17 protein-coding genes are annotated in these 24,984 nt (G+C 72.5%); 11 read left to right on the forward strand and 6 right to left on the reverse strand.

Annotated features, from left to right (window positions below; all coding sequences use genetic code 11):
* The first annotated feature begins 150 nt into the window (after nucleotides 1–150).
* The 4 genes from ACQPWW_RS21205 (at nucleotide 151) to ACQPWW_RS21220 (ending at nucleotide 5,750) form a co-directional block, all read left to right on the forward strand.
* Nucleotides 151–1,524, forward strand: coding sequence for a sensor histidine kinase (locus ACQPWW_RS21205; protein ID WP_433124956.1), 1,374 nt, complete (start codon nucleotides 151–153; stop codon nucleotides 1,522–1,524).
* On the forward strand, nucleotides 1,521–2,180 hold the full coding sequence (locus tag ACQPWW_RS21210; protein ID WP_433124957.1) for a response regulator: 660 nt from the start codon (nucleotides 1,521–1,523) through the stop codon (nucleotides 2,178–2,180). The genes ACQPWW_RS21205 and ACQPWW_RS21210 overlap by 4 nt, the downstream gene beginning before the upstream one ends.
* 330 nt (nucleotides 2,181–2,510) lie before the next feature.
* Complete coding sequence (locus tag ACQPWW_RS21215) at nucleotides 2,511–4,025, forward strand: family 43 glycosylhydrolase (protein ID WP_433124958.1); 1,515 nt, start codon at nucleotides 2,511–2,513, stop codon at nucleotides 4,023–4,025.
* A 78-nt stretch (nucleotides 4,026–4,103) separates the two neighbouring features.
* On the forward strand, nucleotides 4,104–5,750 hold the full coding sequence (locus ACQPWW_RS21220; RefSeq protein ID WP_433124960.1) for an RICIN domain-containing protein: 1,647 nt from the start codon (nucleotides 4,104–4,106) through the stop codon (nucleotides 5,748–5,750).
* A 67-nt stretch (nucleotides 5,751–5,817) separates the two neighbouring features.
* Here the strand turns inward: ACQPWW_RS21220 and ACQPWW_RS21225 are convergent, their stop codons facing one another.
* The gene (locus ACQPWW_RS21225) at nucleotides 5,818–7,083 is read right to left on the reverse strand and encodes a prolyl oligopeptidase family serine peptidase (protein WP_433124961.1); all 1,266 of its coding nucleotides are present in this window, start codon (nucleotides 7,081–7,083) and stop codon (nucleotides 5,818–5,820) included.
* 162 nt (nucleotides 7,084–7,245) lie between these two features.
* Complete coding sequence (locus ACQPWW_RS21230) at nucleotides 7,246–7,845, reverse strand: hypothetical protein (protein ID WP_433124962.1); 600 nt, start codon at nucleotides 7,843–7,845, stop codon at nucleotides 7,246–7,248.
* 117 nt (nucleotides 7,846–7,962) lie between these two features.
* Here ACQPWW_RS21230 and ACQPWW_RS21235 point away from each other — a divergent pair, with 117 nt between their 5' ends.
* The 4 genes from ACQPWW_RS21235 (at nucleotide 7,963) to ACQPWW_RS21250 (ending at nucleotide 12,981) form a co-directional block, all read left to right on the forward strand.
* On the forward strand, nucleotides 7,963–10,278 hold the full coding sequence (locus ACQPWW_RS21235; RefSeq protein WP_433134470.1) for an ATP-binding protein: 2,316 nt from the start codon (nucleotides 7,963–7,965) through the stop codon (nucleotides 10,276–10,278).
* 129 nt (nucleotides 10,279–10,407) lie between these two features.
* Nucleotides 10,408–11,646 carry an MFS transporter gene (locus ACQPWW_RS21240; RefSeq protein WP_433124964.1) on the forward strand — a complete coding sequence of 413 codons (1,239 nt, stop codon included), beginning with the start codon at nucleotides 10,408–10,410 and terminating at the stop codon, nucleotides 11,644–11,646.
* 233 nt (nucleotides 11,647–11,879) lie between these two features.
* Nucleotides 11,880–12,683: a hypothetical protein gene (locus ACQPWW_RS21245; protein WP_433124966.1), complete on the forward strand. Its 804-nt coding sequence runs from the start codon at nucleotides 11,880–11,882 to the stop codon at nucleotides 12,681–12,683.
* A 13-nt stretch (nucleotides 12,684–12,696) separates the two neighbouring features.
* Complete coding sequence (locus tag ACQPWW_RS21250; protein ID WP_433124968.1) at nucleotides 12,697–12,981, forward strand: hypothetical protein; 285 nt, start codon at nucleotides 12,697–12,699, stop codon at nucleotides 12,979–12,981.
* Between the two features lie 99 nt (nucleotides 12,982–13,080).
* Here the strand turns inward: ACQPWW_RS21250 and murQ are convergent, their stop codons facing one another.
* Nucleotides 13,081–13,974 (reverse strand): N-acetylmuramic acid 6-phosphate etherase, encoded by an 894-nt coding sequence (gene murQ, locus ACQPWW_RS21255; RefSeq protein ID WP_433124969.1) that lies wholly within the window; start codon nucleotides 13,972–13,974, stop codon nucleotides 13,081–13,083.
* A 270-nt stretch (nucleotides 13,975–14,244) separates the two neighbouring features.
* Between murQ and ACQPWW_RS21260 the strand changes: the two genes are divergently transcribed.
* From ACQPWW_RS21260 to ACQPWW_RS21270, 3 genes are read left to right on the forward strand one after another with little or no spacing between them, the layout of a single operon-like run.
* Complete coding sequence (locus tag ACQPWW_RS21260; RefSeq protein ID WP_433124971.1) at nucleotides 14,245–15,810, forward strand: sodium:solute symporter; 1,566 nt, start codon at nucleotides 14,245–14,247, stop codon at nucleotides 15,808–15,810.
* Nucleotides 15,811–15,821: 11 nt separating this feature from the next.
* Nucleotides 15,822–16,994 carry an anhydro-N-acetylmuramic acid kinase gene (locus tag ACQPWW_RS21265; RefSeq protein WP_433124972.1) on the forward strand — a complete coding sequence of 391 codons (1,173 nt, stop codon included), beginning with the start codon at nucleotides 15,822–15,824 and terminating at the stop codon, nucleotides 16,992–16,994.
* Nucleotides 16,995–17,019: 25 nt separating this feature from the next.
* On the forward strand, nucleotides 17,020–19,887 hold the full coding sequence (locus ACQPWW_RS21270; RefSeq protein WP_433124973.1) for an FAD-binding and (Fe-S)-binding domain-containing protein: 2,868 nt from the start codon (nucleotides 17,020–17,022) through the stop codon (nucleotides 19,885–19,887).
* 16 nt (nucleotides 19,888–19,903) lie between these two features.
* On the opposite strand, the gene ACQPWW_RS21275 is transcribed toward ACQPWW_RS21270, so the two are convergent.
* The 3 genes from ACQPWW_RS21275 to ACQPWW_RS21285 are packed head-to-tail and all read right to left on the reverse strand — an operon-like array spanning nucleotide 19,904 to nucleotide 24,968.
* Nucleotides 19,904–20,947, reverse strand: coding sequence for an NAD-dependent epimerase/dehydratase family protein (locus ACQPWW_RS21275; protein WP_433124975.1), 1,044 nt, complete (start codon nucleotides 20,945–20,947; stop codon nucleotides 19,904–19,906).
* Nucleotides 20,944–22,914, reverse strand: coding sequence for an asparagine synthase (glutamine-hydrolyzing) (asnB, locus tag ACQPWW_RS21280; RefSeq protein ID WP_433124976.1), 1,971 nt, complete (start codon nucleotides 22,912–22,914; stop codon nucleotides 20,944–20,946). The genes ACQPWW_RS21275 and asnB overlap by 4 nt, the downstream gene beginning before the upstream one ends.
* Before the next feature lie 11 nt (nucleotides 22,915–22,925).
* Nucleotides 22,926–24,968 carry a 3-oxoacyl-[acyl-carrier-protein] synthase III C-terminal domain-containing protein gene (locus tag ACQPWW_RS21285; RefSeq protein WP_433124977.1) on the reverse strand — a complete coding sequence of 681 codons (2,043 nt, stop codon included), beginning with the start codon at nucleotides 24,966–24,968 and terminating at the stop codon, nucleotides 22,926–22,928.
* Nucleotides 24,969–24,984 lie beyond the last annotated feature (16 nt).

Raw genomic sequence — 24,984 nt, forward strand, 5'->3', positions numbered from 1 at the left:
CGAGTCGGACACATCGGCAGCGAGAGGCATCTTCGGTACCGTGTCGGGATGAGCGGCGGCGACGTCATCCCTGCGATGTAGGCGTGCGATGTAGTAGCACCGCTCTCCCGATGGATAGGCACCGGCGCGGTCGGCACCGAGAATGAACCGATGACGGGGCGTGCGATGGTGATCCGGCTGTGGTCCCACCTCCGGTCCCTGGCTCGTCCGGTCGGCCAGCTGCCACCGTTGTCGCGCCGGGGGCAGCTGTTCGACGCGCTCTTGGCGCTCGGGCTCGGTCTTCTCGCGATCCAGGCGGATAGGGATGTCGATGACCGGCCGGCGCCGCACCACGTCGAGTTCGATCGGGGCGAGCTCTGGCCGGGTGAGCCACTGCCACCCGATCCGGTGTGGCCGCCCTTCCTGCCGGTCGAGGACGACGGGACCGGCTGGACGGCGGTACTGCTCATGCTCGTCGTACTGCCGTTGCTGTTTCGCCGCCGGTACCCGTTGGGGACGCTCTGGGTGGTGCTGGCGAGCGCCGTGCTGGTCGACGACAATCCGGCCGCGCTGCGGCTGTCCTTCTTCGCGTGCGTGGTGGCGGGCTACAGCGCCGCTGTCTTCAGCCCGTACAAGATTCTGGCGTTGGCCAGTCTGCCGGCGGCCGCGATTCTGCACGCCGGGTTGCAGTCGGACGCCAGCTCGGTGTCCGACAGCGCGGTGCCGTTCCTGATCCTGCTGCCGATCGCGGTGGCGGCCGAGGGGCTACGCCGGTGGAAACAGCACGCCGACGAGGGCCGGGCGCGAATGTCGGCCATGGAGCACGAGCAGGTCGAGGCGCTGCGCCGGGCGACGGAGTTCGAACGGGCCCGGATCGCCCGGGAGTTGCACGACGTGGTGACCCACAACGTCAGCGTGATGGTGATTCAGGCGGGCGCGGCGCGCAAGGTGATGGAGTCCAGGCCCGAGGACGCCCGGGCGGCGCTGCTCGCGGTCGAAGCCGGCGGCCGGGCGGCGATGACCGAGCTGCGGCACGTGATGGGGCTGCTCACGATGGACGGCGACGTGCTGGGGCAGGAGGGCGCGGCCGAGCTGGCCCCACAGCCCGGCCTCGATGGGCTGGACGCGCTGGTGCAGCGGGTGCGCGACTCGGGGGTCGAGGTCGAGCTGGTCGTGCGTGGGCAGCGGGGGCCGCTGCCGTCCGGCATCGAGCTGACCGTGTACCGGCTGGTGCAGGAGGCGTTGACGAACGCCGTCAAACACGCTGCCGGCGCATCCGTCCGCGTGCTCGTCGACGACGCCGGGACCCACCTGCGGGTCGAGGTGACCGACACCGGCGGCCGAGCCGGCGCGACCGCCGGTACCGGCACCGGGCGCGGGCTGATCGGTCTGCGCGAGCGACTGGCGGTTTACGGTGGCACGGTGCAGGCGGGTCCACGACTCACCGGTGGATACCGGGTCCAGGCCCTCATCCCTGTGGAGAATGCCCTCGACGACGTCGCGGGAGACGACCGGACAGGCACACCTCTGGGGGGCACGGCATGACCGCAGCGCTGCGGGTGGTGGTCGCTGACGACCAGGCGTTGGTCCGGGCCGGGTTCCGGATGATCCTGACCGCCGACGGGATCGACGTGGTCGCCGAGGCGACGACCGGGGTCGAGGCCGTCGAGGCGGTCCACCGGCACCGGCCCGACGTGGTCCTGATGGACATCCGGATGCCCGACATGGACGGTCTCGCGGCCGCCCGCCAGATCCTCGCCGGCGCCGGCGAGGCACCGCGCATCATCATGCTCACGACCTTCGACCTCGACCAGTACGTCTACGCGGCACTGACCGCGGGAGCGAGCGGCTTCCTGCTCAAGGACGTCACCCCGGAGCATCTGGTGGGTGCGGTCCGGCTGGTCCGCTCCGGCGACGCGCTGCTGGCACCGGCGATCACCCGGCGGCTGGTGCAGCGGTTCGCCCAGCGCGACTCCGACCCGCCGGCCATCCATCGGGACCTGGCCGCTCTGACCCCGCGTGAGTTGGAGGTGCTGGGCCTGCTGGCCCACGGCCTGAGCAACGCCGAACTCGCCGGCCGCCTGCACCTGTCGGAGGCGACAGTGAAGACGCATGTCGCCCGGATCCTGGCCAAGTTGGGTCTCCGCGACCGGGTCCAGGCCGTCGTCGTCGCGTACCGGACCGGCCTGGTCGCCCTCTGACCCTGGCCGCCCGCCTCCACCGCCGCGACAACGACGCCAACCCCTGGCCGGACGCTGAGCAGGTCACCGGCCAGATTTCCTTGACACACATCAATGTTAACGCCAACATTATGACCGCTACCTGGGCGCAACACCCTCGACATGTCTCCGTCCCGCCCGCGCTCCTTCGCCGGCGGTGTGCCGCAGGTCGACCGCCCGCGGTGGCGTCGCCACCAGGCGCGACCCCCCACCGGTCGCCGTCCCAACGCGGCGACCAACCGGGCCGGCCACGACGCGTCGGCCGGCCTTCCACACCACCAACGGGTCGCTCACGAACCGCACGGAGGACAGATGCCGCTGCCACTCCCCCGCACCGATCCCGCCACCCGCCGAGCCATCGGTCCGGAGCGCGCCGACCGCCCCGGCGGCCGACGCCTACGGTCGGTCGCGGCCGCCGTGCTGGTGGTGCTCGCCGTCTCCGCCGGGCTGCCGGCGGCGGGGCCGGCGCAGGCCGCACCGGCCGTCAACTACACCAACCCGCTTGTGAACCAGCGGGCCGACCCGCACATCTTCCGGCACACCGACGGCTACTACTACCTGACCGCCACGGTGCCGCAGTACGACCGGATCGTGCTGCGCCGCGCGACCACCCTGCAGGGGCTCGCGACGGCGACGGAGTCGACAATCTGGAGCCGCCACACCAGCGGGGAGATGGGCGCCCACATCTGGGCACCGGAGATCCACTTCATAAACAACAGGTGGTACGTCTACTTCGCCGCGGGCCGGACCGACGACGTGTGGCGAATCCGGATGTACGCGCTGGAGAACACCAGCGCGAATCCGCTGACCGGCTCGTGGACCGAGCGCGGACGGATCACGACCCCCTGGGACACCTTCAGCCTGGACGCCTCCACGTTCGTCGCGAACGGGGTGCGCTATCTGACCTGGGCCCAGCAGGAGCCGGGCCTCTCCAACAACTCCAACGTCTACCTCGCCCGGATGGGCGCCAACCCGTGGCAGATCACGGGCACCGTGACCCGGCTCGTCGTGCCGACGTACGACTGGGAGACCCGCGGTTACCGGGTCGCCGAGGGACCGGCGGTGGTCCAGCGCAACGGCCGCATCTTCCTGACCTACTCGGCCAGCGCGACCGACGCCAACTACTGCCTCGGGATGCTGAGCGCCTCCGCCACCGCGAACCTGCTCGACGCCGCCGCCTGGAGCAAGAGCCCCAACCCGGTGTTCGTCAGTAACGCGGCCACCGGCCAGTACGGCCCCGGCCACAACTCGTTCACCGTCTCCGAGGATGGGCAGAGCGACATCCTGGTCTATCACGACCGCAACTACCGCGACATCAGCGGCGACCCGCTCAACGACCCGAACCGGCGCACCCGGCTGCAGAAGGTGTACTGGAACGCCGACGGCACCCCGAACTTCGGCATCCCGGTGCCCGACGGGGCCACCCCGGTTCGGCTGCGCTCCCACGATCTGGCCAGCAGCTACATCCGGCACTACGACTACCGGGCGCGGATCGAAGCGAACGTGACGAACCTAGCCGACTCGCAGTTCCGGATCGTCAACGGCCTCGCCGGCGGCGGATCCGTGTCGTTGGAGTCGACGAACTTCCCCGGGTACTACCTGCGCCACCGGGGCTTCGCCCTGTACGTCGAGAAGAACGACGGCTCGGCGCTCTTCGGCAACGACGCCAGCTTCCGTCGCCAGGCCGGCCTCGCCGACAGCGCCGGGATCTCCCTGGAGTCCCAGAACTACGCGGGCCGGTACGTCCGCCACCGCGACGGACTGCTCTACGTGGAGGCGGTCAGTTCGAGCGCCGACCGCGCCTCGGCCACCTTCCACCTGGAATAGCCGCCCACCGGCTGCGACGCCCGCGGCCGCCGTCACCCGTCCCGGCTCGCCCGGAGCCGATCCAGCCCAGGAGGAGCGATGCCCTTCACCATCAGGACAAGACCGTCCGGCGGCGGATCGATCCGGCGGGCCCGGCGTACGGGCCTGGCGCTCGCCATGATCACCACGCTTGTCGCCGCGGCCGGCGCCGTTCTGGTCGGCGTGCCGCCGGCAGCGGCGGCGAGCATCGACACCAACGCCTACTACGTCCTTGTCAACCGACACAGCGGCAAGGCGCTCGACGTCCGGGACACCTCGACGGCGGACGGCGCCGTGCTCCAGCAGTGGTCCCGCAACGACGGCACCAACCAACAGTTCCAGTTCGTCTCCTCCGGTGGCGGCTACTACCGCCTCAAGGCTCGGCACAGCGGCAAGGTCGTCGACCTCTTCGAGTGGAACACCGCCGACGGCGCCGAGTACCGCCAGTGGTCCGACCTGAACGGCACCAACCAGCAGTTCCAGGTCCTCGACTCCGACGCCGGCCACGTTCGGCTGATCAACCGCCACTCCGCCAAGGCACTTGAGGTGTGGGAGCGGTCCACGGCCGACGGCGGCCGGATCAGTCAGTACACCGACCTCAACGGGGCGAACCAGCAGTGGCAGCTGGTGGCCGTGGGAGGTGGCACCACCGGCTGCGGCAGCGGGTCGAGCAACGCCGAGGCCGTCCTGAGCGGGAGCACCTGGACGGCCCGTAACGGCTCGTCGACCGTCTACTCGGGATCGGACATGCTGTCGGCGATGCAGGCGGCGGTCAACTCGCTCTCGGCGGGCCGTACGTCGAAGCAGCGCGTGGTGGTGCGCGGCTCCGGCTCGATGAGCGCGGGCTCGCGGTTGTCCCTGCCGTCGTACACGACACTTGCCGTGTGCGGCACGATCAACGTGACCGGGTCCGGCTCGGGCGACCAGGCGCCGGTGTACTCGCGAGGGACCACCGACGTCGAGGTGCAGAACCTCACGCTGACCGGCTCGCCGTTGTACGGGATCTTCATGCGCAACGTGAACAACCTGACCCTCGGGCAGATCGACATGCGACTCTCGGCCGGTCTGGGCGTCCGCATCGACAACCACGGCGGAGACCGCGCGGTCAAGGTGCGCAACATCCGCATCGACACCGTGTACGTGTCCGGGAGCGGCACCCACGGCGTGGAGACGTACGGCGTGGACGGTCTGACGATCGGCACGGTCACGGCGCGGAACACCCGGGACTCCGGCCTGCTGCTCAACGACACGATCAACGCCACGGTGGGCACTGTCGACGCGCAGGGCGCCGGGACCGGCACCGGGTACGCGGCGTTCCGGATGGCCAACCGCAACGGCCGGGTGGGCAGCTCGTACCCCACGAACATCCGGGTCGGCACCGTGCTCGCGTCCGGCGGTGGCCGGGGGATCTTCTGCGTGTCCGAGTCCGGTGGCGCGGTCATCGACCGGGTGACGATCTCGAACACCGGGAACAACGCGATCCTCGTGGAGAACTGCTACAACGTCGTCATCGCCGGGGTCTCCGGGACGGTGACGGGCGGCGGCGAGGTACGGATCGCCTCGCGGACCGAGTTCCCGATCTCCTCCGGCATCCGGTTCCAGAACCTGACGGTCAGCGGCACCAACATCACCCAGAGCCCCTGCGGCGGAGCGAACAACACGATCAGCAACGTCACGCGGATCAACTCGACGCTGACCTGGTGTTGAGCCGAGAAGGAGCGGCCACCCGGGTTCGGGCGGCCGCTCCCGCTCACCTCATCGACGACGGCTCACCTCATCGACGACGGCGCGCCATCCACTGCCAGATGTGGGTGCCGTTGAGGCTCGGGTCGTTGCGGGCCACGTAGATCCAGGACCAGTGGCCGGGGAACTGGTAGCCGTTCCAGACGACGTGGTCGTACAGGCTGAGCAGCGATCCCGGGATGAGGTCGTGGGCGTGGATCGTGTTGGTCGCGGGTGGCACGGTGTCGTCGTCGCGCGAGGTGACCAGCCAGGTCGGGGTCCGGATCGCCGCCAACTGCGCGTCGGTGATCAGCGGCGGGCCGGAGCCGTCGAGCGGCTCGACGACGCCGCAGATCGGCACCGACGCGGCGAACAGGTCGGGATAGGCGACTGTCATCTCCAGGGACATGTAGCCGCCGTTGCTGCACCCGACCACGTAGATCCGGTCGGGGTCGACGCGCTCGCGGCGGACGAGGTCCTGGACGATCTCGCGGATCAGCGGGGCGAACCGGGGGCCGTCCTCCATCCAGTAGGAGGTGCTCTGCGGCGCCACCACGTACGCGCCGGAGAAGATCCGCTGTGCCTGCGGGGTGGCGAAGCCGAGCGCCCCCCGGTTGGCGCGGAGCGTGGTCTCGTTGTCGTAGTAGTCGTCGGGCAGCGAGGCGCCCTCGCCGGCGCCGTGCAGCCACACGATCAGCGGTCGCCGACCGTGCCGGGGCGAGTGGTCGGGGGAATACAGCCGGTACTTCAGGCCCGAGCCCGAGACGTGGTGGCTGAAGGCGTCCACCTCGGGGTTCGACAGCCGTCCCTGCACGAAGCGCGTGATGGTGACCGGCGGGCCGTGGCGTCGCGCGATCGGGGTGTTCTGCGTGATGGTGTAGACGAGGTCCAACCGGACGTTGCGGCCCAGGCTCAGGATGTAGCCGAGGGTGCCACCGCCGGGTTGACCTTCGGCGTGGCTCAGCTCCAGCACGATGTTGCCGTGCCGGTCGAGGCGGGCCGCGGTCACCGTGCGGTCCAGGTCGTACTCGCTGAAGATCTGGTCGCCGGGAGCGATCGGGATCGGGCTGGTGGCCTTGGCGTGCACGCTGAACGTGCCGGGGGTCAGCCCGGCCGGATCGATCGGCCCGAGCCGGCCGGTGTCGAGGGTGACCGAGGTGACCTGCTCACCGCCGTCGAGCGTTGTCGCGTCGAGGGTGAAGCGCACGCTTGTCGGATGGTGGTCACCGGCGTGGGCGGCGTGACCGGGCAGGGCCAGGCCGAGGGCGGCACCGGCCCCACCGACCAGAACGGTGCGACGAGTGACAGACGTGGACATGCGGCCCCCGTAGCTTGCGGCGTAGACGATCGTCGATGAGATCCCAACGTAACGCCGCCGTGATCCGCTGGCAACCGGTGCCGACACGGGTGATCGGGGCGCTCCACGTGGTGGCAGCCGAAGACGCCCCGACCAGTCACGGGAGAAGGGCCGCGCGCCCTGTCAGCTCAGGCGCTCGAACACGGAGAACGGGTAGACCCAGGCGGGGTTGAAGATGAGGCCCAGGCGGTGCAGGTACCGCTGACAGGTGCTCGGCTGCGCCGGGTCGGGGCAGAACGTCGCCCACAGCTCGGAGTAGCCGTCCTTCTCGGTCGGGCTGTAGTTGACGATCGCGTCGCGCACGACGAACTGCATCGACGTCAGTCGGGGGTCCTGCGTGTCGTTGGGAAAGGAGAGGGAGGTGTCCAGGCCGTACAGCACGATCTCGTTGGCGAACAGGCAGACGCTCGCCTGGAAGTACATCTCGTAGATGGTGGTGTAGGTGGCGGTCTCGTAGACCTCCTCGGAGACCTCCTCGCGATAGCAGGGGGTGCCCGGCGGGAAGCCCGCCGGCGGGGGAACCTGGATCGCGTTGGTCCCGACGCCGCCGGTGGCACGGGCCGACTTCCGCGACGACACCACGGAGAGGCCGCCGCCGGCACAGGCCGACTTCGTCCTGCAGATCGTCGCGTCGGGTGCCGCCGAGGCGGCCGTCGCCGGGATGGTGAGCGTTGCCGCGAGCACGGTCAGAGCCAGAACCAGAGGCTTGAGATGTACGGACACGGAACCTCCACTAGGTGCGATCGGTGCGCTCTGCACGCGAGCAGAATCGCCGATCCACCGGGCCTCTGGCCCGAATCCCGTACACCGCCGTACATTGACGTACGTCAGTTGTCGACTGTGGAGGGCCGGGCGCTGGATGTCACCGGGGCGCGAACGCTCGACGACCTGGCCGGGCTGTTGCGGGCGTTGCGGCGCAGGCACGCCCGTCAACTGGGCGGCGGTGAGCTGACCTATCGGGAGTTGGCCGCCCGCACCGGCTGGTCACACACGGCCATCGCGGAATACCTCACCGCGAAGACGCTGCCGCCCACCGACCGGCTCGACGCTCTGGTGCGGCTGCTCGGCGCCACGCCGGCCGAGCAGGGCGCGCTGGCCACCGCCCGCGACCGGATCGAGGAGAACCGCCGCCGCGTGCCGCACGCGGCGGACCAACCGGTGCCCCGGCAGTTGCCCGCCGACGTGGCCAGCCTCTCCGGTCGCGACGACGAACTGGCCAGGCTCGACAAGCTCGTCGCCGCGCCCACCGCCGTCGTGGTCGCCGCGATCTCGGGTACCGCCGGGGTGGGCAAGACCGCCCTGGCCGTGCACTGGGCGCACCGCGTCGCCGAACGGTTCGACGACGGTCAGCTCTACGTCAACCTGCGCGGCTTCGACCCGGGCGGGCAGGCGCTGAGCGCGGCGACGGCGCTGCGCGGCTTCCTCGACGCGCTGGGCGTGCCGGCCGCGCGGGTGCCCGCGGAACTCGACGCCCAGGCCGCCCTGTACCGCAGCGTGCTGGCGGGCAGGCGGATCCTCGTCGTGCTGGACAACGCCCGGGACGCCGAACAGGTCCGTCCGCTGCTGCCCGGCACACCCGCCACGCTGGTACTGGTGACGAGCCGCAACCAGCTCACCTCGCTGGTCAGCCTCGACGGCGCGCACCCGTTCCCGCTCGGCCTGCTCACCCGCGACGCGGCCAGCGCCCTGCTCACCAACCGGCTCGGCGTGGACCGGGTGGCCGCCGAACCGGAGGCCGCCGAGGCGATCATCGGCGCCTGCGCCCGCCTACCGCTGGCGTTGAGCATCGCCGCGGCCCGGGCTCAGCAGTCCGGCTTTCCGCTGGCCACCCTCGCGAGCGAGTTGGGGACCGCCGGTCGGCGCTTCGGTGCACTCGACGCGGGTGACGCGGTCGGCGAGGTGCGGGCGGTGTTCTCCTGGTCGTACACCTCGCTCACCGCGCCAGCGGCCGGGCTGTTCCGGCTGCTGGGTCTGCACCCCGGCCCGGACATCACGGTGCCCGCGGCGGCCAGCCTGGCCGGTCTCCCGGCGGATGCGGCCCGCCGGCTGCTGACCGAACTGACCCGCGCCAACCTGCTCAGCGAGTACCGGCCCGGCCGGTTCACCGTGCACGACCTGTTGCGGGCGTACGCCACCGAACTCAGCGACGACACCGATCCCGAGCCGGACCGCAGGGCCGCCACGACCCGACTGCTCGACCACTACACCCACAGCGCCCACGCCGCCGACGAGTTGCTGCGCCCACACAGCGACCCGGCGGACCACCTCCGGACCGCACCGGTGGCCGGCGTGCTCCCCGACCGGCCCACCTCCCACGCGGAGGCGATGGCCTGGCTGACGGCCGAACACCCGGTGCTGCTCGCCGCGCTGCGCCGGGCCGCCGACGCCGGCTTCGACGCGCACGTGTGGCGGCTGGGGAGGGCCCTGGACACCTTCCTGGACCGGCAGGGGCACTGGCACGACCGCATCGAGACCTGTCGGGCCGCCCTGCTCGCCGCCGAGCGTCTCGGCGACCCGGTCGCACAGGCGGTGGCCCACCGATTTCTCGCCGGCGCGCACACCGTTGTCGGTCACTACGCCGACGCGCACCGCCACCTCGACCGCGCTCTGGCGCTGTACGTCCTCGGTGGAGATACCGAGGGCGAGGCGCGTACGCACCAGAACCTCGCCTCGCTGTGGGACCGGCAGGGCGAGCCGCGGAAGGCCCTCGAGCACTCGGCCCGGACCCTCGCCCTGGCCCGGTCCGCCGGCCACCGCAGGGCCCAGGCCGACGCGCTCAACGCGGTCGGGTGGTGCCACGCCCAGCTCGGCGAGCACCGCTCGGCCCTGGCGTACTGCGAGCAGGCGCTCGACCTCCTCCAGCAGCTCGGCGACCGCGCGGGCGAGGCCGCCACCTGGGACAGCCTCGGTTTCGCCCACCACCACCTCGACCAGTACGACAAGGCCGTGGAGTGCTACGAGCGCACGCTCGAGCTGACCCGGGACCTCGGCGACCGCTGGGGCGAGGCGGACACCCTCAGCCGGCTGGGCGACACCCGCGCCGCCCTCGGCGACAGCGGCGCCGCGCGGGCCGACTGGCGGCGGGCACTGGACATCTTCACGGCCCTGCACCACCCGGACGCCGCAAGCGTCCGGGCCAAACTCGCGCTTCCGTGAACACCGGGCTCGGCCGGGTCCTCACCAGGGCGCGCGTCGCGGCCCACGCAGACCGCACCCTCCGCCGGCGCCAGGACCCCTGCTGTCGGGTCGACCGTCCGCACCGCCATCGCCATAGTGAGTTCCGTTATGAAACTGACTGCTTTCTGGCGCTGGTGGACGGCAAGCACGACCAGCCACCTCGGCTCCGCGGTCGGCGGGGTGGCCCTGCCGCTGACCGCGCTTGTCGTGTTGCACGCGTCGGCGTTCGACATGGGTCTGATCACGGCTGCCGGCTATCTCGCGTACCTGCTGATCAGCCTGCCGGCGGGGGTGATCGTGCAGCGCGTGCCGCTGCGCGGCATGCAGGTCGCCCTGGACCTGATCCGGGCCCTCGCCATCGCGTCCGTCCCCCTCGCCTGGTGGTACGACACCCTGACGGTGGCCCAATTGGTCGCGGTCGCCCTGGTCGTGAGCTTCGCCAACGTGCTGTTCGACGTGGCGAACCAGACCTTCCTGCCGGAGATCGTGCCGGCCGCCCAGTTGCAGGCGCGCAACAGCCTCAACTCCGGCACCCATGCCGCCACCCAGTTGGGCGGGCCGTCCCTGGGCGGGCTCGCGGTGCAACTGTTGGGCGCGGCGCCGACGCTGCTCGTGGACAGCGCCAGCTACCTGGTCTCCGCCGTGCTGCTGCGCACCCTGCCGGCCCGCCGGGTGCGGCGACCGGACAGCCGGCCGCCGATGGTCACGATGATCCGCGAGGGCTGGCACTACGTGCTGCGCCACCCCATCATCGGGCCGGCCATGTGGGACGCCACCGCGACGAACTTCGTCAGCGGCGCCATGCTGGCCCTCTTCCCGTTCTACCTGGTGCGCGAGCTGCACGCATCGCCGCTCCTGGCCGGGCTGCTGCTCGCCGTCGACGGGCTCGGCACGCTCGTCGGCGCCGCGCTGACCACCCGCTTCACCGACCGGGTCGGCACCGCACGTGGTCTGATCATCTCGGCCTTCGTCGGAGTGGTCGGCGCGCTCATCATTCCGCTGGGCACCGGCACCGCCGCCTACGTCGCCTTCGCGGTCGGGAACCTCGTCCTCGCCGGGTCCACTGTGGTGCTCAGCGTGACCACCCGTACGTACCGGATGCTCGCCAGCCCGCCGGAGCTGTTGTCGCGGGTGATCGCCACTGTCAAGTTCGTCTCCTGGGGCGCCATTCCGCTCGGCGGCCTGCTCGCCGGCGTCCTGGCCGGGCCGCTCGGCGCCCGCACCACACTGCTCATCTTCGGGGCGATCACCGTGCTCTCCCCGATCATCTATCTGTCGACCCCGATCCGCCGGCTGCGCGACCTGCCGCTCGACACCGCTGCGACACCCGCCGAGGCCCGGGTCTGAACCGCCCCGCTGTCGCGACGACCGACCCGACTGTTCACCAGCGCCGGCAGGGCGGTCCGTCCACATCGGACGGTGGGATATCGACAGCAGGTGTAGCCCGAAGTGTCCCGGGGCAAGAACCAGCACATGGAGGAGGCAGCGCAGGACGAGGGGCAACCCCCCGGTCAGCTGCGCCGGACCGGTGCGTCCGACCGGGCCGGGCCGCGGGTCTCGCTCTCGGCAGCCGCCGTCTGATGCGGCCGCGGCACAGCCTTCCCGCGGTGGCGCTCGGCGCGGCGGCGCTCGGCGCGGCCCTGGGCGCCAACCGCGCCCACGCCGACCCGCCGCCGCCGACCGGTCTCCCGCCGGTGGACGTCGCCCCCGCAGCACCGCGCAGCACGGTCCGGGTACCCGACCTGGTCGAGGTCCAGCTGACCGTCCCCCTGCCGCTGCCGACGTCGGTCCCGCTGCCCCTGCCGCTGCCGACCTCGGTCCCGCTGCCCCTGCCGTCGGCGACCTCGGTCCCGCTCCCCCTGCCGTCGGCCGTCCCGGTGCCCCCGCCGTCGGCCGGGCCCGCCACCGACACACCAACCCGGTCACCCGAGACACCGCCGCCGTCCTCGCCACGGACCGCGCCGGTGCCATCCGCCCCGGGTTCCCCGGCCGCGCGCGTTGCCCCGCGGCCAGCGACACCACCGCCGAGCGCGATGACGGTGACGGTGTCCCGTGGCAGCGCCCACGGCACGTCCGACGGCCGGACACCGGATCGGACCCGGGCGAGGCCGTCCGCTGTCGCCGGGCCGGCACCCGGCCCGCCCGCGCGCCCCACGTCGGGCCTACCGGCGCTCGCTCTGGCACTCGCCTCGGCACCGGCCGGCGCCGGCGCCGGCGGTGTCGATCCACCCACGGCGACGGCGGACGCTCCGCCGTTCACCGCACTGCTGCGACCGGGGCTGACCGTCACCGCCATCGACAGGCGCGCTGCCAGCCGGCCGGTGGAACGGGGTCCCCCGCCGCCACAACAGCTCTTGATCACCCAGTCGCATCCACGACACTGATCAGGAGAGTCCCATGGAAATAGCAGTCATCTGGGTCCCCGCCACCATCGAGCCGTCGGAGTCCGCCGTCGCGATGTGTCTCGCGCACCTTCGCCGGAACTCCTACCGCCTGGCGGGAATCGTCCGCGCACCGTGGGAGACCGTCGAGCAGACGATGATCGACGGGGACGTGGACGTGGTCGTCATCGCCGACCTCGCCCACCTTCCGCCGGATCGGTCACCCCGGATCGAGGTGGCCACCGCTCCCGGCGTCGACGCTGACGGGAACCACGCGGTTCCCGGCCCACAGCTCGACTGACACCACGAAGCGCCCCGTCCGTCCCGGACGGGGCGCTTCGTCGATCCGGTGGCGCTCCGGCCGGGAGGCGGGTCGCCGGCCGAAGGCCGCCCTGGTGGGTCAGGCCGCGACGGCCGCCCGGACGTCGTCGTCGGCCGCGCGCAGCCGTGCCGCGGCCTCCTCCGCGGTGCAGCCCGCAAGCAGCAGCACGATGGCCGTCTTGGCGTGCCCGTGCGCCTGGGCGAGCGCCCGGGTGGCGGTGTCGAGATCGGTGTCGGCGGCCTCGGCGACGATCCGGCGCGCCCGGTCCACGAGCTTCTCGTTAGTGGCGTTCATGTCCACCATCAGATTGCCGTAGACCTTGCCGAGCCGGGCCATCGTGGCGGTCGAGAGCATGTTGCAGACGAGCTTCTCGGCGGTGCCGGCCTTGAGCCGGGTGGAGCCGGTGAGCACCTCCGGACCGGTGGGCACCTCGACGGCGACGTCGGCGTACCGGCTGATCACCGCGTCGCGGTTGCAGGCGACGGAGACGGTCGACGCTCCGAGCGCGCGGGCGTGCGCCAACCCGCCGACCACGTACGGCGTACGGCCGCTGGCGGCGAGCCCGACCACCGTGTCGCGGGCGGTCAGGCCGACCGCGTCGAGGTCGGCGACGGCACCGGCCGGGCTGTCCTCCGCGCCCTCGACGGCGACGCCGAAGGCGCCCGCCCCGCCGGCGAGCAGGCCGAGCACCCGGTCGGGCGGTGTGCCGAAGGTGGGTGGGATCTCGACGGCGTCGAGCATGCCGATCCGGCCGCTGGTGCCCGCGCCGAGGTAGATCAGTCGCCCGCCCTGGCGCAGCGACGCCACGACGACGTCGACGGCGGCCGCGATGTCCGGTACGGCCCGGCGGACGGCCAGCGCGACGGTGTGGTCCTCGTCGTTCATCGCGAGGAGCAACTCGGTGGGAGACATCCGGTCGAGGTCGCTTGTCTTGTCGTTGCGGGTCTCGGTGCCGAGGGTGCTGAGGTCCACGGGGTGTTCGTTCCTCTCGCTGGTGTTCAGTCGCCGCCCGGCGGGCAGCCGCTCGCCGGTGCGGTCGACGTGGAGCGCGTGCGCGGCTGAACGCCGCGGTCGGGCTGAGGCGGCAGCGGCGGATGGGTGGCGACGCCAGTGGGCCACCGTTATCCCCCATATCAGCAGGTTGTGACCACAGCGTAGCCAGCCCGGAGGCGAACTGGCAAAAAGTTTCGCGATACGCTAGACATGCGTCACTTATTGACAACCCCTGGTTGGGAGCGAGCCGTGCGTCAACTCGACCTTGTCGTGATCGTGCTGTACCTCGTGGTGATCGCCTACGTCGGACTACGCCTGTCCGGCAAGCAGAAGTCCGCCAAGGACTACTTCGTGGGCGAGGGACGGCTGCCCTGGTGGACCGTCTCGTTCTCCGTTGTCGCCACCGAGACCAGCGTCCTGACCGTGATCAGCGTTCCCGGCGGCGCCTACAGCGGGCAGGGGTTCGGCAACGTCGAGCTGGCCCTGGGCTACGTGATCGGTCGCGTCGTCGTGGCCGCGGTGCTCATCCCGCTCTACAAGCGCGGCGGCTTCGTCAGCGCGTATCAGTACCTCGGTGAGCGGTTCGGCCTGAAACTCCAGGGCCTGGCGTCGGTCACGTTCGTCTTCACCCGCCTGCTCGCCGAGGGTGTACGGCTGTTCGCCTCGGCCATCCCTATCAAGCTGCTCCTCGACGAGTTCGGGCTGAACGTCGGCTACCAGGCCATCATCATCGTGCTCACCCTGATCACTGTGGTCTACACCTACCTCGGTGGCATCAAGGCGGTCATCTGGACCGACGCCATCCAGATGGGGCTCTACCTGGGCGGGGCGATCCTGGCCATCGCGGTGCTCAGCCACGCCGTCGGCTTCGACGGCTACTCGCAGGCGCTGGACGCCGGCAAGTTCCACCTCTTCGACACCAACTTCGACCTCGCGCACGTGCTCACCAGCCCGTTCGCCCTGCCGACCGCGATCATCGGTGGTGCGATCTTCGCGATGGCCAGCCACGGCTCGGACCAGCTGATCGTCCAGCGCATCCTGTCCACCCGCACCCTGCGCGAGGGTCAGCAGGCGATGGTCGCCTCGGGCATCTTCGTGGTCATCCAGTTCGCGGCGTTCTCCCTGGTCGGCGCGCTGCTGTGGTCGTACAACAAGGGTCAGACCTTCAAGGAGCTCGGCCTGGCCAGCAGCGACAACCTCTACCCGAGCTTCATCCTGCACGCCCTGCCGGTGGGCATCTCGGGCCTGCTGGTGGCCGGCATCCTCGGCGCCGCGATGGGCTCGCTGTCGTCGGCGCTGAACTCGATGTCGAACTCCACGGTCGCCGACTTCATCCACAGCTTCTTCCGCAAGGTCCCGTCGGACGACGCGATGCTGCGACTCGCCCGGGTGATGACCCTGGTCTGGGCGGTGTTGATGGCGGTCTTCGCCTGCGCGTTCAGCTCCAGCACCGGCAACGTCTACCTGACCGGTCTGACCATCGCGGGCTACACCTACGGCGCGCTGCTCGGGGCCTTCCTGCTCGGCCGCCTGGTCAGCCGGGCCAACCAGGTCGACGCGTTCATCGCGTTCCTCGTCACGGTGGCGGTGATGACCTACATCGTCCGCTTTGTCAAGATCGATGTGACGACGGCCGGTACCACCACCGCGACCGCCATCGCCGCGCAGTGGCTGGTGCCGATCGGCGTCCTGATCACCCTGGTCGTCGGCGCGGTGTCGAGCCGGTTCCACCCGGCCCCGGAGACGCCGTACGACCATGGACGGCGCGACGAGGTCGACGACGACGCCGCGGCGACGCCCGCCGGCCGGGCGTGAAGGAGACAGCGATGCGCGTGATCGGCCTGATGTCCGGGACCTCCTACGACGGCATCGAAGCCGCCGCTGCCGAGTTCGACCAGATCGGCGACACAGTGCGGATGCGGCCGCTGGGCCGGCTCAGCCACCCGTACCCGGACGAGCTGCGCACCCGGATCGCCGCCGCCCTGCCGCCCGCGCCGACCACCACCGAGGCGATCTGCGTACTGGACACCGGCATCGGCCAGGCTTTCGCCGCGGCCGGCGTGCGGGCGCTCGCGGACCTGTGCGGCGGAGACGCCGACCTGGTCGTCTCGCACGGGCAGACCATGCACCACTGGGTCGATGGCGGGGTGGTCCGGGGCACCCTCCAGCTCGGTCAGCCGGCCTGGATCGCGGAGGCCACCGGCCTTCCGGTCGTGGCCGACCTGCGGAGCCGCGACGTCGCCGCGGGCGGCCAGGGCGCTCCCCTGGTCGCCCTGTTCGACGCGCTGCTGCTGGGTGGCCTGCCCGGCGTCCCCGCCGCGCTGAACCTGGGCGGCATCGCCAACATCACCGTCGTCGCGCCGGGCGCGGACCCGCTCGCGTTCGACACCGGGCCGGCCAACGCGCTCCTCGACGCCGCCGTGCGCCACTTCAGCGGCGGCGCCGAGGAGTACGACCGGGACGGGCGCGGGGCGGCGGCCGGGCAGGTCAACACGGCGCTGCTCCGGCGGCTGCTCGACGAGCCGTACTACCGGCTGCCCGGCCCGAAGAGCACCGGCAAGGAGCTGTTCCACCTGCCGTACCTGCTCGCCGCCCTCGACGACGCCCCCACGCCGGAACCGCAGGACGTGCTGGCCACGCTCACCCGGCTGACGGCGGTCACGGTGGCCGGCGCCTGCCGCGACCACGGCGTCACCCAGCTCGTCGTCTCCGGCGGTGGCGCCCACAACCCGACACTGATGCGCATGATCGCCGACGAGCTGCCGGGCGTGCTCCTGTCGTCGAGCGACGAGTGGGGTGTCGCCTCGGACGCCAAGGAGGCGCTGGCCTTCGCGCTGCTGGGCTACCTGACAGTGCACGGGCTGCCGGGCACCCTGCCCTCGGGCACCGGCGCGCGGCACGCCTCAGTGCTCGGCAGCATCACCCCCGGTCGCCAACCGCTGCGGCTGCCGGCGCCGGTCGACACCGCGCCCGAGCGGTTGCTGATCATCGCCGACTGACCACCCCTCCCGGGAGGATCCGCCAATGAGCACCGTCGTACCCGCGCCGAGCGCCGCCGGCGTCCGCGCCCGCGAGGTCGCCGAGCTGCTGCGCTCGCGCCTCGACGATCCGAACCGGGCCAGCACCGAGCTGCCCCGCAGGCTGGCGGCGGCGCACGACGCCTCGCCGTACCTGTTCGAGCCGCAGGCCGTGGTACGCGCCGCCTCGGCGGCCGAGGTGGGGGCGTTGATGGCCGGCGCCCGGGAGGCCGGCGTGCCGCTGACCCTGCGCGGTGGCGGCACCAGCCTCGCCGGGCAGGCCGGCGGCGCGGGCGTGCTCGTCGACGTCCGCACCGACTGGCGGCAGGCCGAGGTGCTCGACGAGGGCCGTCGCATCCGGCTCCAGCCGGGCCTGACGATCCGGCAGGCCAACGCCCGGCTGGCCCGCTACGGCCGCCGGCTGGGCCCGGACCCGGCCAGCGAGGCCGCCTGCACTGTGGGTGGCATGGTCGCCAACAACTCCAGCGGGATGACCTGCGGCACCACCGACAACGCGTACCGCACGATGGAGTCGCTGCGCTTCGTCCTCCCGTCCGGCACCGTCGTCGACTCCGCAGCCCGCGACGCCGACGACCGGCTGCGGGCCGACGAGCCCGAGCTGCACGCCGGGCTGCTGCGCCTGCGCGACCGGGTGCGCTCGGCACCGGGGTCACGGGCGACGATCGAGCGGCTGTTCGCGATGAAGAACACGATGGGGTACGGGCTGAACTCCCTGCTCGACCACGACAGCCCCGTCGAGATGTTCGCCCACCTGATGATCGGCAGCGAGGGCACCCTCGGCTTCGTGGCCGAGGCCGTCTTCCGGACCGTCGAGATCCACAAGCACGCCGCCACCGGACTGCTGATCCTGCCCGGCCTCGGCGCCGCCACCGACGCGCTGCCCGCCCTGCTCGCCGCCGGTGCGCGTACCGCCGAACTGCTCGACGCGGCCGCGCTGCGGGTCAGCCAGCGCGACCCCGACGCGAGCGCGGCCCTGCGCGGGCTGACGGTCACCGGGCACGCCGCGCTGCTTGTGGAATTCGCCGAGGACAGCGCGGAACGGCTGGCCGCGACGCTTGCCGACGCCCAGCCCGTGCTCGACCGGCTGCCCGCCGTCACCGGCACCGGCCTGACCCACGACCCGCGCGAACGGGCCAGGCTCTGGCACCTGCGCAAGGGCCTCTACACGGCGGTCGCCGGCGCCCGCGCGCCCGGCACCACGGCCCTGCTGGAGGACATCGCGGTGCCGATGCCGCGCCTGACCGGCACCTGCGACGGGCTGATCCGCCTGTTCGACAGGCACGGCTACCCGGACGCGGTGATCTTCGGACACGCCCGCGACGGCAACCTGCACTTCATGCTGACCCAGTCCTTCGACACACCGGCCGAGATCGACCGCTACGCCCGGTTCACCGACGACATGGTCGACCTCGTGCTTGCCGAGGGGGGCACCCTCAAGGCCGAGCACGGCACCGGCCGGGCCATGGCGCCCTTCGTCCGCCGCCAGTACGGCGACGAGCTGTACGACGTGATGCGCGACCTCAAGCGGATGTGCGACCCGAGCGGCCTGCTCAACCCCGGTGTGCTGCTCAACGACGACCCGACGGTGCACCTGCGGCAGCTCAAGGCCGTCCCGACTGTCGACCCCGAGCTGGACGCCTGCGTCGAGTGCGGCTACTGCGAGCCGGTCTGCCCCACCGCCGACGTCACCACCACCCCCCGGCAGCGCATCGTCCTGCAACGGCACATCGCGCTCGCGACCGCCGCCGGTGACGAGGAGCGCCGCCGGGAGCTGACCGCCGACTACGCGTACGCGGCGGTGGACAGCTGCGCCGCGGACAGCCTCTGCGTCACCGCCTGCCCGGTCGGCATCGACACCGGCGCGGCGATGAAGCGGCTGCGCGCCGAGCGGCACAGCCCTCGCGCCCAACGCACCGCCCGCACCGCCGCACGGCACTGGCAGGCCGCCGTGACCGGCGTCCGGGTGGGACTGACCGCCGCGCACGCCGTACCGACACCGCTGACCCGTGCCGCCACCGCGGTGCTCCGTGGGCTCGGCGGCACCGAACTCGTACCGGAGTGGAGCGACGACATGCCGCGCGCCGGCGCTCCCCGCCCCGGCCCCCGCAGCGCGCCGGACGCCCAGGCGGTGTTCTTCGCGGCCTGCGTCGGCAGCCTCTTCGCCCCGGAGGACGGCCCGGCCGGTGGCGCCGCGGCGGCGTTCCTGCGCCTGTGCGAGCTGGCGGGAGTGCCGGTCGTCGTACCGGCCGGCACGTCGGGCCTGTGCTGCGGAACGCCGTGGCAGTCCAAGGGTTACCCGGCCGGGCACCGCGAGATGGCCGAGCGGACCCTCGCCGTGCTCTGGGCGGCCAGCGACCAGGGGCGCCTGCCCGTCGTCTGCGACGCGTCGTCCTGCACGCACGGGCTGACGCAGCTGACCGCCGCGCTGGCCGAGGAGGACCGGGCGCGTTACCGCGAGCTGCGGTTCGTCGACAGCGTCACGTTCACCGCCGAGCACCTCCTGCCGGCGCTGCCGGAGCCCCGGCGGCTCGGCTCGTTGGCCCTGCACCCCACCTGCTCCACAGTGCACCTCGGCGGCACCGACGACCTGCGGACGGTGGCCCGGGCGGTCGCCGACACCGTGACAGTGCCGGACAACTGGGGGTGCTGCGCCTTCGCCGGCGACCGGGGGCTGCTGCACCCCGAGGTCACCGCCGGCGCCACCGCCGCCCAGGCCGCCGAGATCAACAAGCGCGACCACGACGCGTACGCCTCCTCCAACCGCACCTGCGAGATGGGCATGAGCCGGGCCACCGGGCAGCCGTACCGGCACGTGCTCCAGGTCCTCGTCGAGGCGGTCGAACCGCCGGCGTAGCCGCGCGCGGGAGCGGTCAGCGAAGCAGGCCCTGGTTGCGGTACCACGCCACCGCGCTGGCCAGGCCCTCCGGCAGGCGGTACGCGGGGGTGAAGCCGAGGTCCGCCCGGGCCCGATCGGTGGCGCACGTCCACGCCAACTGCCGGATCTCGTGCGCGCGGTCCCGGTTCATCGTCAGGGCCGGGCCGCGGCGAACCGGGCTCAGATCGCACAGCCAACCGGTCGCGTGCACGAGCGGACCCGGGACCGGAATGAAGCGCGGGTGGGGGCGGCCGACAGCGGTGGCGAGTTCCCGGCAGAAGTCGCTCCAGCCGTACACCCCGCCGTCGCTGATGAGGTACACGCCCTCGGCACCGCCGTTCGGGGGCAGCGTCCCGCCCCTGACGACGGCCGCGATCAGGGCGGCGCACAGGTCGTCCACGTGCACGAAGGAGTACTCGCGTTCCGGGCGGGTGGGGCGCAGGTGGGTGCCGAGGCGGGCCATCGGCAGGAAGGACGGCAGGAAGTCGTGGTCACCCGGGCCGTACACGATGGTCGGGCGGAGGACCACCGTGGGCACACCGGCGGCGCGGGCGATCTCCTCGGCGGCGAGCTTGCTGCGGCCGTACTCGGAGACCGGCGCGACCGGCGTGGACTCGTCCCGGGGCCGGCCGGGGTGCGACGGTCCGGCGGCGGCCAGGGACGAGCACAGCACCAGCCGAGGGGTCGGCGCGGCGGCGGCGACGGCCGCGACCAGCCGGCCGGTGGACTCGGTGTTGCCGCGCCGGAAGGCCCCCGGGCGGCGGGCCTTCACCCGGCCGGCCAGGTGCACGACGGTGTCGACGCCGGCGACGGCCGCCGGTACGCCCGCGCCGGTGTCGAGGTCGGCGACCGCGAAGCGCAGCCCGGGGATGCCGGCCAGAACCGTGCGGTCCGACGTCGGGCGGACCATCGCGACGGGGGCGCAACCCAGGTCCGCCAGCCGGCGCACGAGCCGGGCGCCGATGAAGCCGGTCGCCCCGGTGACCAGGATCGTGCGCGACTCGATGCCGGGCCAGGGGTGCCGCTCGGTGCTCGTCATCGCCGCTCGGCGCGTTGCAGGGCGCTGGCGAGCGGCGCCGGGAGCGCTGTCGGTGCGGGGGTGGCCGCCGCGTCGTGGAACACCTCCAGCAGCAGGTGGGTGGTGAGGACGGCCATGCTGGCCCACTCGGCGACCGTGCCCTCCCAGGTGCGTCCGGCCCCCCGCAGCGCCGCCTGGTGCAGCGCCGTCACCTCCGCCGGGTCGAAGAGCCCGCTGGCGCGTACCGCCGCCGGCCCGAGGTAGGTCGCCGCGAGTTCCTCTCCGGGACCGGTGAGATACCACGGCGTGATGGGCGTGAAGAACGGTTTCTTCCGGCGGCGTCGGATCGGTGCCGGGACCACGTCGCGCAGCGCCTCCTTGAGGATGTGTTTCTCGCTGGTGCCGCGCATGAGCACCCGAGGATCCAGCCGGGCCGACAGGTCCAGCAGCGCTCGGTCCATGAACGGCACGCGTACCTCGACGCCGTTGGCCATGGACAGCCGGTCGCTGAGCAGCAGGACCCAACTGGGCAGGCGGGTCTGGTACTCGTAGTGCAACGAGCGGTGCAGCGGCGTGTGCGCCGGCGGGGGCGGCAGCGGCGACGGGGCGAGGGCGCCGCTGGACGGGCGCAGCAGCGCGGGCGCGACCGCGTCCATCGCCGACCACAGGTAGTACCAGGCGGGTGCGCCACCACCGAAGCGATCGCCGGCGTCCGCGAGCCGCCCCGGCACGGCGAGCAGGTGGGCGGCGGCGCCGGCCGGGGCCGCGTTGTGGGCCAGCACCCGGCCCAGGATCAGCCGGCGCAGCGGATCCAGGCCCGCCCGGGTCAGCCGGCCGAGCCGCTGCTCCAACCGTTGCAGGACGTACCAGGAATAGCCGCCGAGCAACTCGTCGGCGCCGTCGCCGGTCAGCGCGACCTTGGCGCCCCGCTCGGCGGCGATCCCGGTCACCTTCAGAAACGGCGTGGCGACGCCGAACCACTGCGGCGCCTCCAGGTGCCACAGCGTCTTCGCCAGGTGCGCGCACGCCTCGGCGCCGCCGAACTCGATCTCGACGTTGTCGACCCCCAGTGCCCTCGCGGCGAGCCGCGAGTAGCGGCCCTCGTCGAGGTCCGAGCCGGGCAACCGGATGCTGGCGGTCTGCACCGGTATGCCGAGGATGGCCGAGATCGTCGCGACGACGGCGGTGCTGTCCAGGCCGCCGCTCAGCGTCGCGCCGAAGTCGACCTCGTCCGGCAGCCGTTTGCGGACCGCCTCGACCAGCGCCGAGCGGAACTGTTCGACGGCCGGCCGCCCGTTCAGCAGGTCGTTCGGGTCCCCGACCAGCGGGGTGAAGTACCGGCGCAGGGTGACCGCCTGCTCGTCGGCCACCAGCAGGTGCCCGGGCGGCAGGTCGTGGACGCCGGCCCAGAAGGTGCCCGGGGCGGTCGGCTGGCCGTAGCCGAAGACGTCGCGGAGCCCCTGCGGGTCGACGCGCGCCGCGCACAGCCCGGACGCGAACAGGGCCTTCACCTCGCTGGCGAACTGAAGTCGGCCGCCGTCGACGTGGTAGTACAACGGTTTGACACCGACCGGATCCCGGGCGAGCGTGAGCCGACGAAGGCGACCGTCCCACAACGCGATGGCGAAGTCCCCGTCGAGGTGGTCCACGAAGCCGAGACCGTGCTCCTCGTAGAGGTGGGCGATCACGGCACCGTCGCTGCCACTGGTGAAGGTGTGGCCGCGCTCGACGAGCCGGGCCCGCAGTGCCCGGTGGTTGTAGATCTCGCCGTTGAAGATGACCTGGATGTCGCCGCGCTCGTCACTGAGTGGTTGCTGCCCGCCGGCCACGTCGACGATCGCGAGCCGGCGGTACGCCAACCCGATCCCCGGGGCGACGAAGTAGCCCTCGCCGTCGGGCCCGCGGTGCGCCAGCGAATGCGCCATCCGGGCCAGCCGGTGCGGCTCGACAGCGGCGTCGAGGTCGAGGATGCCGGCGACACCACACATACGCGCTCCCTTCAGATGCGGTACAGCGCGGCGCCGATCTCCATGCCGGTGCTCGCGCCGACGACCACCACGAGTTCGCCTGGCGACACGCCGCCGCCGGCGGACACGGCGCGCAGACCGACCGGCAGGGCCGAGGTGAACAGGTCGGTGCCGTGCGACACGGGCGGCAGCGTGACAAGCCGCGGACCGAGCACCGGCCAGGTGTCGCGCAGCCGGCGCTCGACCGGCGGTGGCAGCCAGGGCGGCACGACCGCGCGGATCGCGTCCGACCCCACCCGCATGCGGTCCAGCAGCTCCGCGACGACCGCGGGCAGGTGCTCGGCGTACGCCGCGGCGGGCTCGCCGCGGTCGGTCGCGCGGATGAAGTTGTGCCCGCCGTCCTGCATCGCCCAGGCGCCCCGGTCCGGGGCGGGCGTCGCGACGGAGCGGCTGTGGAAACCCAGGAAGCCGCTGGCCCGGTCGGCGTCGAGGCGCAGCAGCACCGCCGAGCCGCACCTGGCCACCGCGGGCCCGGCGGCGCCGGGCTCGCGCTGCTCGACCTCGGAGGCGACCACCACGGCGGTGTCGGCCTTGCCGGCCCGGATGAGTTCGGCGGCGATCCGGCAGCCGTCGAGCGTGCCGAGGGCGCCGTTTGTGACGTCGAAAGCGAGGATCTCACCGGTGGCCGCGGTGCTGCCGTCGAAGCCCAGCTCGCCCGCGGCGATCGCCGCGATCGCCGGCTCGGCGATCATGCCGGTGCGGTACACCCCGACGTGGATGAGCAGGTCGACGTCGGAGGCACTGACGCCCGCCCGGCGCAGGCAGTCGTCGGTGGCGGCGCGGATGAGCTGGAGCGTCGTCGCGCCGGGCTCAGCTCCGGCCGCGGGTCCGCCTGCGGGTCCGGCTGCGGGTTCGGCGAGGCCGATCGCTACGGCGCGCACCGGGTGCGGCCATGGTGCCGGGCGGGGGCGTGGGGGTGCGGTCCGCGGTGACCGGGTCCCCCGGGCGAGCCGGTCGGGCAGCCCGTCCAGCCGGTACGCGGCGGTGCCGACGTTGACGCCGGACGCGGCGACCTCGAACAGCACCCGGTCGCCGGTCCGGATCCGCCCGTCGCGGCTCGCGTCGCGCAGTGCGACCGGGTGCGAGGTGGTCGCGGTGTTGCCGCGTCTCGGCAGGTTGTTGATGACGTCCCGTTCGTCAAGGACCACGCCGCCGAAGACCTTGTTCGTGCGCCGGACGGCGGCCTGGATCGCCAGCGTCGACGTCTGGTGCGGGATGAACCTGTCGAAGTCCGTCGGCGACAGGCCCATCGCGCCGAGGGCCTGCTGGGTGTGCGCCACCATCTCCCGGATGCCGGCGGCCGCCAGGCCCATCATGTCGGTCTTCATGATCACGCCACCGTGCGGCCGATCGGTAGGCCCGGCCACGCACAGGTGGTGGTACCGCCCGACGGTACGGATGCCGATGTGCTCGAAGCCTCCCGGCCCGTCGTCGGTGCGGGTCAGCAGGACCGCCGCGCCCGCGTCACCGAGCGTCAGGCAGGCGATGCGGGCATCGAGCTCGTCGGCGATCTCCAGCTGGGCGGTGCGCATCAGGTGGGAGATGTACTCCCCACTGACGATCAGCGCCGAACCGATCTCGCCGGCCCGGATGAGCGCGTCGGCGAAGTAGATGCCGGTGAACTGGCCGGCGCACGCGTTCGTCACGTCGAACGCCCACGCCCGTTCGCAGCCGAGCCGGTGACGCAGCTGGGTGGCCGCCGACGGCTCGTAGGTCGAGCGGTCCGGGCTGTCGACCCGCGAGATGCTGGCACTGATGAGCAGGTCGACGTCGCCGAGCCCGATCGACGAGCGGGAGACGCAGTCCTCGGCGGCCCGGGTGGCCAGGTCGAGGGCGTACTCGGCGTCGCCGGCGACGCGCCGCGAGACGATCCCGGTGGTCTGTTCTAGCGGCAGTGCCAGCCGGCTCCGGCAGCCGTCGAGCACCTCGCGGGTGGTCATGACCCGGTCGGGCAGTGCGACGCCGATGCTGTCGATGACGCTGCCGGCCCCCGCCGGGGCGGCCTGGAAGTTCACCCTCGACCACCTTGTC

This window comes from Micromonospora sp. CA-240977, from assembly GCF_050942285.1.
Lineage (GTDB): Bacteria > Actinomycetota > Actinomycetes > Mycobacteriales > Micromonosporaceae > Micromonospora.